The organism is Novipirellula sp. (assembly GCF_041583735.1).
GTDB lineage: Bacteria > Planctomycetota > Planctomycetia > Pirellulales > Pirellulaceae > Novipirellula.
In genome coordinates this window covers 15,411-29,937 of sequence record NZ_JBFHFD010000006.1, presented here as the reverse complement: position 1 = coordinate 29,937, position 14,527 = coordinate 15,411, and the positions used below count along the sequence as shown (strand labels likewise).

The following is a 14,527-nucleotide window of genomic DNA, read 5'->3' as shown; positions in this document are numbered from 1 at the left end:
CTTCCATACGCTCACCCGGGCGGAACAAGATCACGAAACGAATTCAGTGGACTGATTTTCGAGCGTCCGCTTCGATCCGCTTTTTGATCGCCTCGATCGTTTTCTCGGATCGTTCGGTCGCGGGCTCCAGTGCTCGCAAGAGTGTCGCTTGGTCGAGCGCTTCTTTGAGCTGATCGTCGTGATAAAGCGCTCGGCAATGATAGTAACGATAGTCGAGGTTGTGCGGCTGTAATCGTAAGGCGAGGCTCCAGTACGTGGCAGCTTCCCCCCAATTTTTACCCGACTCTTCCACTCTTGCAGACAATTCCATTTTCTCGGCTTCATCGCGACTTGAATCACTTTGGATTCGCATCAGCACCTGGTCGCGAAGCCGCCGAAGCGTGTGCTGGTTGACGGTGAAATCACCTGCCTCGCTGACGAATCGTACCGCTAGATCATTTCGTTCGGCTGGGATGATTTCATTCAAAAACTCTTCCAGTGACAATTTGCGACCGGCAAGCTGAAGCACCGCTGGGTAATAGTCGTCGCCAAACTTCAGTGATCGACGCCACTGATCAACCATGTTGTCTCGGTTACCTGCGAAATACGCCACCATTCCTCCGGCATACTGCAGACCGCGACTGCTATGGGAAAGTTTTGCAATCCTCTCTTCCCACATTGCAGTGTCTCGCTGCAGCAACGGTGTCAGCATGGCGCACGACAGATAGGTATTTGGGCTAAGCGGATTAAATTGAAGTGTGTTTTCTTGGTCCGCTATTGCCAAGGCCAACGAATCACGCAGTTTTGGATCGACAAGTACGTTATGAATCAACCCGTCGCGATCGGATTGCGTAAGCGAGTAAAGGCTTTGAAATAGATTGTCCAACGATGTTTGACTCCACGTTAGCGAAGATTCGTCGGCCGACGATTTTGCTAACAATCCAAGACGGTACTCGGCGAGATGCCAAAGACTACGCCGGCGATAGAGTTCCCACCTTTTCGGATCACGCTCGATCGCATCGGAGAGTAGCAGCAGGTTGAAATCGATTTCTTCAGGACTCGGTTCGTAATCTTCGGACGAAAACTGAGTATTTGCTAAGGCATTTTCCGTCTGCAGTTTCTTGTCAGTCGCAATAAAAGCGAACAGCACCACAACCGAACTGACAAAACACCAAGTTAACGGACGATTGGATACTTGCAGCATCCGGTCACGCAGCGGAGTCGATGCTAAGTCGCCAAGTTTTGATTCCGATACTTTCTGAGCGCTAAGTTGCCCGGATCGTCGATGCAGCACCTTGCTCAGTGAAAGGTCACGCGTGTAGACCGCAGCCATACATCCCAGCAAGATCGCTTGCGTAAACATGACTCCCGGAATCAACACAACAAAGTCGACAAAACTCTGGGTCACGATCGATGCCAGACTAAAAAGCCCAATAATTCCCCAGCTAAAATGTTCCTGGCTTGCCGATTTTCGAATCAGAAAAATGGCGGATCTTCCGAGCAGTAAGATCACAACTGCTATCGCGATGACCCCAAAAACACCTGTTTCGACCAGGATTTCTAAGTATTGGTTGTGCGCTTCGCGGAACCACTGCTCGGTGTCGTTTTCCTGCTGGGGCAGGTGTGCGTATCCAAACGTTCCCAATCCGCTTCCAAATGGCAAGTGGGCGATTGCGGTGTCGATTCCGTCTCGCCAGTGAGTGAACCGTGCATCGGTCGAGACTTGGTCGATGTTCAAACGTTGCGACTGTTTTGCAAGTTCATTTCGAAGGCCGGTCAAGGCAATCAAACCGATGCAGCAACCTGCAATGAACACGGCTGCGAATAATGTCTTGCCAGAAAAACGAGACGGTACCGTTATGAAGAGCGCTAGCCCGGCTACCGCTCCACTGATCCATACGCCTCTCGAGGACGAGGCCAATAGCCCAGCTGCTAACAACCCGACGAAGCATAACAGCAATAGAAAACGTGGGTCCGTCCATCGAGGCCTTGGGCGATAGGAATCGATCCCTCGTGACTCACGAGTCGATTTTCGAATACCGGTAGGAGATTGACGTTGGATCCCTATCAAACCAATGATGGCTGCAAGCCCAGGGATCAGAGCGGCGGCACCCGCATTTTTGTAAACAAAGGTCGAAAACGGCAACGTGACGACGTCTTTGGTCATCCCCGGCAATAGATCGCTTGATCCAGAGGATCGTTGAACCAAGCCCCAAAACGCCAGTCCCGCCGCATTGATCGCCAAAGTCCATGCGAGAACCTTGCGAGACTCACGCGTAAAGAACAATGTTGTCGAGATTGCGAAGAATACGAATCCCAATTGCCACAGAGCCAACCGAGTATGACTCGATGAAGGGACGATACTGATCGTTGCAGAATGATTGCTCGACGCGGACGACGCGAGCTCGCCATCCCCCTGTAACGGATGGATCGCGAGCTCAAGTTGGTTGATGGCGGGTGATGAAAATTCGCGGATCACTCTTTCCGTTCCAGGCGCAATCCAATTGATGACTTCACGAGGTAGTTCAATCGTTTGTAGCATCGGAACCGTGACGCATATCACTCCGAACAGCAAAGCGGGAACGGGCAACGGTTGTTGCCGGCGAGATTTTCGCCACACAATAGCCGACATCACAAGACTCGCAGCCAGCATCGCGGCAACGTGATACCAAACAATCACATCGGTGCCACCAAAACGCCAGCACGTGTAGATGAATGCGGCGATCGTTGTCGCCCGCGCTAGATTCAAAAGCCCCCATTCCCATGCGGCAAAGTCATTGGTTAGGACTTGCCCTCGCCGCTTGCTTCCGCGAGTAGAGGAAGCGGATGTGGTTCGCATTGGCTGGATCGCGCTGGCCAACGGTTGGCGGTGCGATGAATCCGATCGCACCGAAGCGGCACGCGGTTGCGATGCGGGCGCAGAGACTCGCTGAGGCTGCACCGGGCCCTCAAGCGGCTGTGGGGGCTGATCCTTCGGCAGTGGGTCCGGGGACTGGTTCGCATCCATTGCGGCTATCAATCGGTACTAGTTTCGAGTTTCGCTGACGTGCGAAGGTGCATCCTCAACGGCAATCGACGAAATAGAGTCCATGTCAAACAGGAACCTTTCCGCTTTCGATATCGACCAATGTACGGATATTTGCGAAGCCGGAACACAGCAAACGTCAAACTAGGAATAACGAAAAAAGCCCGCTTAGTTTGAACTAAGCGGGCTTGTTGTTGTTTTCTACGGCAATCAGACGCTAACGTCGACTACAGTCCACTGGGTGAAGCGGGGGTGCCCGGTTCGTCGTCGTCAGTCGACAACGGGATAGCGATCGCAGCTGCGATTCCGCCGGCTGCAAGCAAGCCGAAGCCGCCTCCACCACCGCCGCCGCCGCCAGCTCCACCACCGCCGCCGTGGTGACCGCCGTGATGACCGCCAAAGTGATGACCGCCATCTCCGGCAAATCCGCCGTCGACGAATCCACCGTCGACAAATCCGCCATCGATGAAGCCGCCGTCAACGAAACCACCATCAACCGGGGGGCCGGCAATGTCACCCACCGGATAAAGGGCCAGCAATTCGTCGCTGCACTTCAAGTTGCGGCGAATCTCGAATAGCTCGTCGCGGACTTGCAACAAGTTCGCTTCCTCGTGGGTCCCTGCATCCAAAAGACGGTCAACGGAGACGATTGCCTCGTTGACGCGAATCAGCTTTTGTTCGCAGGTATTCTCTTCGCTCGCTACGAATTCATTCAAATCCGAAACCAATTGGCCCACGTCCAGCGAGCCTTCCGCTGCAACAACCTCAGCCTCAGCAGCCATAAAGGCATGCGCTGGAGCTGTCACGGCACCGCACAGCAAGGCAGCCGCCGAAAGTGTGAAAATCCTCGTGAAACGCATCGTTTAAGCCCTAACTATTAAGTTGTTCGATTCCATGGGTTCGCAATATTGGATCGCCTAACGCCACCCCGGCTCGATCTCTGCAATATTTAATCTTCATCAGAGTTTATCTGCGGATTGCAAAGAAACAATAAAAAAAACTGCCTACATTCCAAAAACCACCCATTTTACCTGTCCGGTAAAGTCATGTAGGGCTGGATTGTGAGGGTTGTAGCGGCGTTTCTGCAGGGGAAATCGGTGGGAGCCAGCGACAAATGCTAACGACTTCTTCGCGTAGCGGGTGGTTTGGTAGCAGTGCGGCGCAAGCCGCCCGTTAAATTTCAAACGTTTTACTCGCTGCAACCGGGCGGCTTGCGCCCCACCGCTCGTTAAGTAGACGGCATTGGTTTCGCGGCGTGCTGCAGCCACCGTGGATCATATTCGACGATCTCGTCCCTCCGGGCGTCCCTGCTTCCTGCTCCCTTTTGCTCTGGCACCACTACATTGGTACCCCTGTTTTCAGATCATCTCTTTCCTAATTCATCGAGCCCAGCACCGCAGGTGGTGCGTGGATCACCACAGGAACTAGCGAAAATAATTTGCTGCGGCGGTATTCGCGTCACAATATGAACGACCTGAATCGATCCTCCCTTAAAATGCTGTGTTGAGTGCTTTTGGCAATTACCTAGAATGCACAAGTGGACCGATTGCTAAACTAGCACGCTACGGTTCGCTTCGTCGCACAGTTTGCCTCATCCTGTCCGTTTCCATCTTTGTGATTCGATAACGCAAATGTCCCATAAACCTTCGGCTCCCCCAACCACTGCCGCCCCTTTGGATAGTTCTCGCGAAGCGGTCATGGCTCGCTTGAAAGCGACGCTGTTGCAAGAGAAGAAAGAACTCGAAGTCGACAAAATCTTCCGTGCCCTCGTCAAGCTCGAGGGGTCCGACTTGCACCTGAAAACGGGGCAACCGCCGATGGTGCGTGTTCGAGGCGAACTAAAACCGCTCAACCGGCCGCCGATCGAGAACGAGGAAATGGTCGATCTGCTGATGCCGATGATGGATGACCGAAACCTCTTGATCTTTGAACAAGAGGGCGGTGCCGACTTTTCGTATCAATGCGAAGTGGACGGCGTTCGCTGGCGATTTCGTATCAATATGCTCAAGGCACTCGGCAGCATCGGTTTAGTCGCTCGCCGGATCAGCAACTGGATTCCCGACTTCAAAGGATTGTTCCTTCCCGATTCGGTCGAACAGCTATGTCACTTCGAGCAGGGTATGATTTTGATCGCCGGTGTGACGGGGTCGGGAAAAAGTACGACGATCGGCTCGATGCTGAACTATATCAACAGCATCTATCGGAAGCACATTCTGACGCTGGAAGATCCGATCGAATTTATGTTCACCGAAGACAAGTGTTTGATCAACCAACGTGAAATCGGACAAGACGTCAAGGATTTTTCGATTGGGATGAAACACGCCGTACGTGAAGACCCCGACATTATTTTGGTGGGCGAGCTTCGTGACGAAGAGACCTTTATGACAGCGATCCACGCGGCAGAAACCGGTCACTTGGTGTTTGGGACGATCCACGCCGCAAGTGCGTCGACAACGATTGGTCGTATCTTGGACTTGTTCCCCGAGGAAATGCATAACGCCATCCGCTCGGCTATCGCGTTCAATATGAAAGGGATCATTTCGCAAAAATTGCTCAAGAGTATTCGCCCGGGCGTGCCCCGGGTTCCGACCGTCGAGGTGATGACGTTCAGCCCGATGATTCGAAAGCTCGTGCTCGAAGGGCATGACAACAAACTTCCCGACGCGATACGCATTGGAGCCGAAGATGGCATGCAAGACTTTACCATGAGTTTGAAACAGTTAATTGATGATGAATTGATTGACCGTCCAACCGCGTTTGCCGTTGCGCCGAATAAAGAGTCCTTAAAGATGGCCCTCAAAGGCATTGATGTTAAGGCACCGGGGATTTTGTAAGACCCGCAGTCTGTTTTTCAGCCGCCGGTCATATCACGGGGGCCCATGTTGATCGCGACACCGCAACGGTGGTCGCTCGTCTTTTTTCCGCAAAACCAACGCGTTACTTCGCTCGGTTACCCTTTCCCACTTTTTGACTTCAAACTTTTCTCATGGCTGAACCAGAAGCTCCGATCCAACTTTGGCAAACAGTTGCACCTGTTGAGTTCGTTCCCAAAGTCAAGGATCGCACCGAGGCGCAGGCGCTTCTGATCTCGACTCGTCAAGGCGCGGGCTACCACATCGCCGGCGGGCAATTGGCGCACGCGATCCGCTCGCGAGCGACACATCTCTTGATGGATTTTTCGCAAGCCGCTTGCGCAATTCGTTATCAAATCGATGGAAATTGGGAGCAGTTGCCACCGCTGGATCGCGAGACGGGCGACGCGATGTTGTACGCGCTCAAACAGTTGTGCTTGTTGAATCCCGCGGATCGGCGTAGTGCTCAATCAGGCAAACTGAACCTAAAAGTCGTCAAAGAAAAATTCACGCTGACGCTGCAATCGCAAGGCGTTCCCACAGGCGAACGTGTGCTAGCGCGGATCGAATCGGAGAAAGTTCCCTTTGAAAAACTCGCCGATCTTGGCATGCGTGACAAGATGTTTGCGACGCTTAAGCAGAAACTCGATTCGAGTGGCAACATGGTGTTGGTCACCGCGCCCAAAGGCGAGGGGCTGACGACGACATGGGTGGTCACGGTCAATGCCGCGGATCGGCTGATTCGAGATTTCCAATCGTTCGAAGAACAATCGCGGCCTGAACCAGACATCATCAACGTGAACCCCAACTTCTACGGAGGCGATACGGGGTTAACGATGAGCGACATGGTCAGCAAAATTATCTTGCGAGAGCCTGACGTGCTGATGTTTCCCGATATGCCCGATGAAAAATCATTGGCGATCGCGGCTCACCATGTCGAAAACACCGAAAAAAGCTTGATGACGCGAATGAACGCATCCTCGGCGATGGAAGGCTACGTTCAATTTGTCGCGAAACACAAAGATTCGTCCAAAGAGGTCGCGAAGCTGACCAACGCCGTGCTGTGCCAACGCTTGGCGCGGCGATTGTGCGACAATTGCAAAGTCGGTTTTGAGCCGCCCCCGCAACTATTGGCTCAACTCGGGATCCCGCCAGGGCGGGTTGCCTTGTTGTATCAACCCTTTGTGCCACCGCCAATCGAACAGCAGGTGGACGAGCAGGGACGTCCCGCACCGATCACCCCTTGCCATGTTTGCGAAGGACGCGGTTACCTGGGGCGAATCGCGATCTTCGAACTGCTGATCCCCGGCGATCAATTGAAAGCCGCGGTGTTGAAAACGCGGGACATCGGTCAATTGAACAAGATTGCCAAGTCCGAAGGACATCGCGGTATGCAGGCCGAAGCAGTACTGACCGTCGCTCGCGGGCTGACCAGCCTGGATGAACTGAAACGCGTGTTCGCCAAACGTTAGCCAAGCTCCTTCGGCGGCTTAGCCTGCAATCCACTGCCATCTACTTTGGTAGCGTTCGCGGCCCAAGCCGTCCGGTTGCAGCGAGTAGAACGTTCGAAATTGACCGGGCGGCTCGCGCCGCTCTGCTCTAAAAACCGGGCGAAAGCAAATGACACTGCTTAGCGACCACCCTTGATCGGATCTATTTCTGCACCCGTGATAATCCGCCATCGACACCTATCACTTGGCCAGTAATCCAGCTGCTGTCGCCGGAGAGCAGGAATGTGGCCATCGACGCGCTATCGTTGACGTGGCCGATCCGGCCGAGCGGATAAACCGCAGCCATCGCTTCACGCTTGGATTCACTCGAGAGCAGGCGTTCGCTGAGCGGAGTGTCGGTGAGGGCGGGGGCGATACAGTTGACGCGAATATGCGGTGCCAGCTCGGCGGCCCAGCAGCGTGCGACCCCTTCGATCGCCCCTTTGGCTGCCGAAACCGCTGTATGCATGGCCAATCCACGACTCACCGCCACGGTGCTAAACAGAACCACGCTCGATGACTCTGCGGCCTTCAGCGCGGGTAATGCCCGCTGCATCATTCGCATCGCCCCGACAACGTTCAGCTCAAAATCATCGCGCATCGATTCCGGCTTGGTCATCCGCAGCGGCGATAACCCGATCGAGCCAACGCAATAGGCCATTCCATCGATTTGCTCGGGCAGCTCGATGGTGTCGATCGAGTCGGTCGTCACATCCGCGACGCAATGCGTCATTCGCGTCGCGAGTGCGGGATCAAGACTGTCGAGTTGCCCGCGAGTTCGCGAGACGACGACCACCGATCCGCCGCCGCGAAGCAACCGCTCGGTGATCCCGAAGCCGATGCCATGGCTGCCGCCGAGGACGAGAAACGACTTAATGTTCATTGGACCGAATCTAAAAAAAGGGACGTTCTGAGGAGTCTCTTTTTCACTGTAGCCCGATGGCAACAGCCCAATCCCATCTACGTTTGGTAGCGTTCGCGGCGCAAGCCGCCCGGTTGCAGCGAACAAATCGTTCGAAATTTACCGAACCAGGCCTCGTGCCGCTCGCTAGATAAACCATCTGGTATCGCAGCGGGACTGCCAACGACGACAATGAGCTCAATTTGCCTCGTCTGGCGTGCGGAGCCCCTCGAGCAGTTGGGCCAAGTTTCGCGGGTTTTGCCCGAGATCCCCTTTGCCAACTCGTGATTGACTCGACGCGTTCATACGTGTTCCCTGGCCACCGATGCCCGAGACAAATTTGACGTGGATGTCATCGACAAAGCGAAACAGGAGCGTGGTACGGGTGATTTTGTACTCGATCGTCCCGTCGGACTCGGTTTTCGATTGGACCTCCCAGCGGGGCGTGGCCGCGACCCAGCGGTGCAACCGAGAATCCAACAAGACCACCGAGTCGGGAAAATCGGCGTCGATCGCTGCCGAATTCTCAGTGAAATCGCGACTCCAGTTGTCAATCCGCATCAATCCCGCCACGATAAAGACGAACACGATCGTGATCACCACGGCCAACGTTCCGAGCATCTTTCGTTTTCCCCATTTCTTATTCAACACCGAGCCCCTTGGATATGCCTGAAAGCCGTTCCCTATTCGCCGATGCCGAAGAGGATAACCTTAAATTGGCTCAACCGCTCGCCGCTCGAATGCGTCCGGAAACGCTGAGCGAGTTTATCGGTCAGCACCAAATCCTGGGCAATGGAAAATTGCTGCGCCGAATGATTGACGCACGGCGACTCGGATCCATCATTCTTTACGGCCCCCCCGGAACCGGCAAGACGACGCTCGCCCATTTGTTGGCCCGCGAAACCGGCAGCAAATTGCGGATGGTCAGTGCCGTCACCAGCGGGGTCAAAGAACTTCGCGAAGTGCTCGCCTGGGCACGTGACATCGTTTCCACCGGGGGGGCACGACCAATTTTGTTCGTTGATGAAATCCATCGCTTCAGCAAGAGCCAGCAAGATGCATTGTTGCCGGACGTCGAAGAAGGGATCGTCGCGTTGATTGGTGCCACCACCAGCAATCCGTACTTCGCTGTCAACAGCGCTCTGCTGTCGCGAAGTCAATTGTTTGGGCTCGAGGCGTTGACCCCCGAAGAGATTCGTACGCTCATCGAACGAGCGCTGCGTGACCATCAACGTGGGCTCGGCGATTTAAAACCGCAAGTCGACGAGGACGCGATTGAGTACCTCAGTCAAGCGTGTGAAGGGGACGCTCGACGTGCTCTATCGACTTTAGAGATCGCGGTGCGCAGTAGCGGCAAGAAGGACCCTAAGGTCACTCGCGAAACGATCGTCGAATCGATCGGCAGCCGGTTGAGTGGCTACGATGCCACGGGCGATGACCACTATAACTTGGCCAGCGCCTTGATCAAAAGCATTCGTGGCAGTGATGTCGACGCCAGTGTGTACTGGTTGGCTCGACTGCTCGAAGGCGGCGAAGACATTCGTTTTCTGTGTCGCCGTTTAGTGATTCTCGCAAGCGAAGATATCGGCAATGCGGATCCAGCGGCGCTTACGATCGCGGTATCCGCGATGCAAGCGTGTGAGTTCGTCGGGCTTCCCGAGAGCCAATTGACGCTCAGCCAAACCGTCGCGTATTTGGCACTTGCGCCGAAGAGCAATGCAGCGACCGTTGCGATCAGTGCCGCCCGCAAAGACGTGCGTGAAAAGCAGGTTATTCCTGTGCCAAAGCATTTGCGCGACGCGCACTACGGCGGCGCCAAATCGATGGGTCACGGCGAGGGCTATCAGTACAGCCACAATGCCGAGGGCGGCATCGCAGAACAAGATTACCTCGGAGTCGATCGGACCTACTACGAACCCGTTGACCGTGGTTTTGAACAAACGCTAAGAACGCGAATGGAAGAGATTCGCAAACGTTTGGGAAAGTAAGAAAAGCTTAAGCAAGAAAGAAAAAAAGTTGGGTAGGATAGGCTTCCAGACTGTCGCAAAAAAAACACCGACCGACTCGAAGTCTAATCTACCCATCCTTGCGTCGGATGACGCACTTGCATCGGATGACGCATCGGATTCGCAATGCGAATCGTTACCTAGCTCTTTGCAGCGGCCGAGCGAAGTTCTTCGAGTTCCACGGTCAAGCGGTGGCGAAGGGGGCTTTCCGCACGAAGTTCGTCTTCGAGCAGCTCTTCGGCTTTGTCAAAATTTTCGTCGCTACGGTTGGGATCGTTCATCAATGTGCGAAACATTTTCTCGATCGTCGCTTCAGTAAGCAATGCAGTCTCCTGGTTCGAGGGGGGGATGGGCGAGCTGGAGATGTTTAGCGGAAACACGCCCGATCGAATTTCCTAAAGGCCAATTCCAAACATCGTCGCCGTCTACTGATTCTAAGCGACATGATTCACGTCGCAAGGGCAAACTCGATGTTAGAGCATTCCAAGACGCTTGTCGAGAAAAATACCGGTTGCCCTGTGCCCCGCCTCACGTAATCACGCCCCAGACGACACGCTATTGCTGCCGATTACCGGCCCGCCGCGACCACTTGACGATCAAAACCGAGTTCTGACAAATGAGCTGCCGTCCGCGCGACCGTAAAACGAATCTGCTCTTCGGTGTGTTCCGACGTGATAAAGAACCGCAGTCGCGCCGCTGACTCGTCCACCGCGGGATACAAGATCGGTTGCACGTTGATCCCGTCTCCTTTGAGTCGATGCGACAAACGCAGCGCCACCATCGAATTGCCAGTGATGATCGGAACGACGGGTGTCCCCCCGCTATCGCCGGTGTCCAACCCAGCTTCCTTACAAAGTGACAGAAACAATTCACTCCGTTTGCGAAGCGTTTCAACGCGTTCAGGTTCGTCAGCGAGCGTTTGCAGTGACGCTAGCGCCGCGGCAACCTGGGCCGGCGGCATTCCAACGCTGAATACAAATCCCGGTGCGGTGTATTTCAGCAGTTCGATCAGCGCGTGACTGCCGGCGATATAACCCCCACACGATGCAGCCGACTTGCTCAGCGTGCCCATCCAGATATCGACATCGCGCGCGTCCATTTGGAAATGTTCGGCGATCCCATGCCCTGATTCGCCCATCGTGCCAAAGCTATGCGCCTCGTCGACCATCAACATCGCGCGATGCTTTTTCTTGACTTCGACAAATTTTGGCACGTCGGCAAAATCGCCGTCCATGCTATAGACACCTTCGATCACAATTAGCACCCGGCGATACTGCGATCGCATCTCGGTCAACATCCGATCAAGCGCTTCGAAATCATTGTGGGGAAACGGTCGACGTCTCGCGCCCGACAACAACGCTCCTTGCACAATACTGTTATGAGCCAACGAGTCGTGCAGAATCAAGTCACCCGAACCAACCAAATGCCCAATCGTGGTTTCGTTGGTGGCATGGCCGCCGACCATCAAAATCGACGCGTCCACGCCGACCCATTTCGCAATCGCATTTTCCAGTTCGCGATGAATCGGTTTTTCCCCCGAAACCAACCGGCTTGCTGAGACGCTTGTCCCGTATCGACGCACCGCTTCGGCCGCCGCTTCGGTGACACGGGGATGCCCGCTCAGACCCAAGTAGTTGTAGCTAGCAAAGCTTATGTACTCCTTGCCATCGATAACGGTGATATCACGAACGATGCCATCGTGAACCGTAAAGTAAGGATTCGGGACCCCCGTCATCTGCATTTGCTGCATCGTCGTTTTCAACCGCCGGTACTCGGCGAACTGAGAGACGTCGTCTTCCGGTTCGACAGCCGAGACAGCATTCGCGTAGCTGCCAAAGCCGCTGCCGGAGGTTGCCGCGGGCTGGAATTCACCATTGTCCAAAAACGCCACCGCACGAAATTCGCCGCCGGGCGGCAGATACCGCTGGATCGCCAATGCGGTTTGGCCGACCGTTTCGATTTCATCGAGTACTTGCTCGGGAAACCGTCCGCCAAACGTGCGTTCGAGGTTGCGTGCGATTTCGAGCCGCTCGAGACTGTCCAGACCGAGATCCAAAACGATATTCGTGTCCAAGTCCAACACCCGTGCTCGCTCGCCGGCGACTTGGCGAATGTGTTGCTTGATCGCTTCGGCGACCGAGTCGTTGACGTCGCTGAGATCGATCTTGCCCGTTCTGCCGCCCGCCGCAGCGGCTTGCATCATTGGTTGCAAGTCACCATCGTTGTGCGTCGTTTCCTCTTCCCAACGCACCCATTTCGCGATCATCTTCATGTCGCCATCGCGGACCGCATGCAAACAAGCATGCCGCTGGATCTTACCGCTACTGGTTTTAGGAACGCTGCTGTTGCGAACCAAATAAACCGCGTCGGGGGGCAATTCGTGATCCGCGGTGACGGCGCGGCGGATCGCTTGCAAGTGAGCGTCCCAATCCAAGTCACGCAAACGGACCGTTTCCGCGACAATCACTAATTGCTCGCGGCCCTCGTATTCCATGGCAAACGCGGCAACCGATCCCGCTTGCACCGCATCGCTGGCTCGCTCGACCGTTTCCTCGATGTCTTGCGGATAACGATTCACGCCGCGGACAATGATCATGTCCTTAAGACGGCCCGAAACATAGAGTTGGTCGTTGTGCAAGAAACCGAGGTCGCCTGAACGCAAAAATGGACCTTCTTGGTCAGCGGTTCGCGCAAAGAACGTCTGCTCGGTCGCATCGCCACGCTGGTAATATCCCTGCCCCACCGAAGGGCTTTGAATCCAGATCTCGCCGATCTCGTCGTCCGCCATCGGCATGCGAGTCTCTGGGTCAACGATCAACACGGTTTCTTCGGGAAGGACGCGGCCACAACCGACTAACCGACGCGCCGCATCGTCATCTTTATCGACCACTTTGACCTTCTTGGCATCCAACGCACTGCCGCTGAACGTCGTCACAACCGGACGCGTTTCAATCGGGCCGCCAGTGACAAGCAAGGTGGTTTCCGCCATGCCATAACAGGGCAAAAACGCTTCGCGACGGAAACCGAACTTCTCAAAACGCTTCGAGAATGCGTCGATCGTCGAGACGCGAATCGGCTCGGCGCCGTTAAATGCGATTTCCCATTTCGATAGATCGACCCCTTCCATCTCTTCGTCCGCGATTTTGTCGACGCACAATTGGAAGGCGAAATTGGGACCTCCGCTAATCGTCACCCCATATTTGGAAATCCCCTGCAACCATCTCGCCGGACGTTGCAAAAAGGTCATCGGGCTCATCAACACGTCGCGACGTCCGATGAACATTGGCATCAAAATGCCCCCCACCAATCCCATATCGTGATAGGTCGGCAACCACGACATCCCGATCACATCGGCATCAGGTTCAAACGCTTGCAGAATCAATTCGCTATTGGCGATCAAGTTGCCCTGCGTCAGCATCACCCCCTTAGGCGATCCGGTCGATCCCGATGTGTACTGCAACACACCAAGCGAGTCACGATTGATCTTTGGCATTCGCCACTTGTCCGCCAAACGGCAAGCCGGATCATCGGTCCCGAGCAACTGTAAACCGACAAGGTCGTCGTGCTTCTGGTCGCCCGAAAGCTGTTCCACGATCGCCTTGGTCGACAATGCCCAACGTGTATCCGCGTCGACGACAATCGATCGGATTCGCGATGCCTTACGATTGCGACGCGGTGGGTAGGCGGGAACCGCGATAGCGCCGGCAGCATGACACGCAAAAAAACCAATCACAAATTCGAGACAGGGTGGATACAGCAGCAAGATGCGGTCACCGCTGCGAATCCGACAACGATCCTGCAAATATCCCGCTAGCGCACGAACCTCTTCCCACAATTGCGAATACGTGATCGTTTGCTCGGATGATTCGACATCCGTAAACAAAAACGCAGGCTCATGAGGTCGATGCTCGGCCCAGAACCTTAGAATCGAGATGTAGTGATCTCTCGGTGGCGATTGTTTGCCAAAGAATTCTTTTAGGTCCACTTGCGCATTACCGCCAAGAAGGTTCATGGTTGGTTAAGACGACCTCGGGATTGGGGCCGCGCTGCTTAATATCTCCCCTGACGAGGGGTTCCCTGCTTTGGGAGGTTCAAGTTTTTACAAACTAGCAATTTGAGCATACTCAAAACATCCCTCTAGAATAGCGAACGTCGACTCGCCGGAATGCTTGCATTAGGGTTTTCCAGTCTAATCCGCCCCAATACGAGTTTAAAACCCATGGGAAGTGGCGGTAACCGTCACATTCGCTCTCCTAGTAACCTTTTTGAACGAA

At 54.7% G+C, this 14,527-nt stretch carries 9 protein-coding genes; 3 read left to right on the top strand and 6 right to left on the bottom strand.

All coding sequences use genetic code 11. The annotated features are described in order from the left end of the window. Window positions 1-43 precede the first annotated feature (43 nt). Window positions 44-2,986 carry an O-antigen ligase family protein gene (locus ABX962_RS01280; RefSeq protein WP_372715870.1) on the bottom strand — a complete coding sequence of 981 codons (2,943 nt, stop codon included), beginning with the start codon at window positions 2,984-2,986 and terminating at the stop codon, window positions 44-46. A 245-nt stretch (window positions 2,987-3,231) separates the two neighbouring features. Continuing rightward, complete coding sequence (locus tag ABX962_RS01275) at window positions 3,232-3,786, bottom strand: hypothetical protein (protein WP_372715868.1); 555 nt, start codon at window positions 3,784-3,786, stop codon at window positions 3,232-3,234. Window positions 3,787-4,635: 849 nt separating this feature from the next. Here ABX962_RS01275 and ABX962_RS01270 point away from each other — a divergent pair. Together ABX962_RS01270 and ABX962_RS01265 are read left to right on the top strand one after the other, a co-directional pair. After that, the gene (locus ABX962_RS01270; RefSeq protein WP_339942777.1) at window positions 4,636-5,838 is read left to right on the top strand and encodes a PilT/PilU family type 4a pilus ATPase; all 1,203 of its coding nucleotides are present in this window, start codon (window positions 4,636-4,638) and stop codon (window positions 5,836-5,838) included. Between the two features lie 152 nt (window positions 5,839-5,990). Next, window positions 5,991-7,328 (top strand): ATPase, T2SS/T4P/T4SS family, encoded by a 1,338-nt coding sequence (locus tag ABX962_RS01265; RefSeq protein WP_372715866.1) that lies wholly within the window; start codon window positions 5,991-5,993, stop codon window positions 7,326-7,328. A gap of 181 nt (window positions 7,329-7,509) precedes the next feature. On the opposite strand, the gene ABX962_RS01260 is transcribed toward ABX962_RS01265, so the two are convergent. Both ABX962_RS01260 and ABX962_RS01255 read right to left on the bottom strand, forming a co-directional pair. Then, window positions 7,510-8,229, bottom strand: coding sequence for an SDR family NAD(P)-dependent oxidoreductase (locus ABX962_RS01260; RefSeq protein WP_372715865.1), 720 nt, complete (start codon window positions 8,227-8,229; stop codon window positions 7,510-7,512). Between the two features lie 216 nt (window positions 8,230-8,445). Continuing rightward, window positions 8,446-8,895, bottom strand: coding sequence for a DUF1499 domain-containing protein (locus ABX962_RS01255; RefSeq protein ID WP_372715863.1), 450 nt, complete (start codon window positions 8,893-8,895; stop codon window positions 8,446-8,448). Between the two features lie 17 nt (window positions 8,896-8,912). On the opposite strand from ABX962_RS01255, the gene ABX962_RS01250 reads away from it, so the two are divergent. Next, a complete protein-coding gene (locus tag ABX962_RS01250) occupies window positions 8,913-10,235 on the top strand; it encodes a replication-associated recombination protein A (RefSeq protein ID WP_372715861.1) in 1,323 nt (440 codons plus the stop codon). Between the two features lie 158 nt (window positions 10,236-10,393). Here ABX962_RS01250 and ABX962_RS01245 read toward each other — a convergent pair whose 3' ends face one another. Both ABX962_RS01245 and ABX962_RS01240 read right to left on the bottom strand, forming a co-directional pair. After that, window positions 10,394-10,576 (bottom strand): hypothetical protein, encoded by a 183-nt coding sequence (locus ABX962_RS01245; RefSeq protein WP_008691839.1) that lies wholly within the window; start codon window positions 10,574-10,576, stop codon window positions 10,394-10,396. Window positions 10,577-10,821: 245 nt separating this feature from the next. Further along, complete coding sequence (locus ABX962_RS01240) at window positions 10,822-14,265, bottom strand: aminotransferase class I/II-fold pyridoxal phosphate-dependent enzyme (protein ID WP_372715859.1); 3,444 nt, start codon at window positions 14,263-14,265, stop codon at window positions 10,822-10,824. Window positions 14,266-14,527 lie beyond the last annotated feature (262 nt).

Excerpts from the sequence above, each read along its gene's own strand:
- ABX962_RS01280 (WP_372715870.1), bottom strand. The coding sequence starts at position 2,986 with ATGGATGCGAACCAGTCCCCGGACCCACTGCCGAAGGATCAGCCCCCA.
- ABX962_RS01275 (WP_372715868.1), bottom strand. The coding sequence starts at position 3,786 with ATGGCTGCTGAGGCTGAGGTTGTTGCAGCGGAAGGCTCGCTGGACGTG.
- ABX962_RS01270 (WP_339942777.1), top strand. The coding sequence starts at position 4,636 with ATGTCCCATAAACCTTCGGCTCCCCCAACCACTGCCGCCCCTTTGGAT.
- ABX962_RS01265 (WP_372715866.1), top strand. The coding sequence starts at position 5,991 with ATGGCTGAACCAGAAGCTCCGATCCAACTTTGGCAAACAGTTGCACCT.
- ABX962_RS01260 (WP_372715865.1), bottom strand. The coding sequence starts at position 8,229 with ATGAACATTAAGTCGTTTCTCGTCCTCGGCGGCAGCCATGGCATCGGC.
- ABX962_RS01250 (WP_372715861.1), top strand. The coding sequence starts at position 8,913 with ATGCCTGAAAGCCGTTCCCTATTCGCCGATGCCGAAGAGGATAACCTT.
- ABX962_RS01240 (WP_372715859.1), bottom strand. The coding sequence starts at position 14,265 with ATGAACCTTCTTGGCGGTAATGCGCAAGTGGACCTAAAAGAATTCTTT.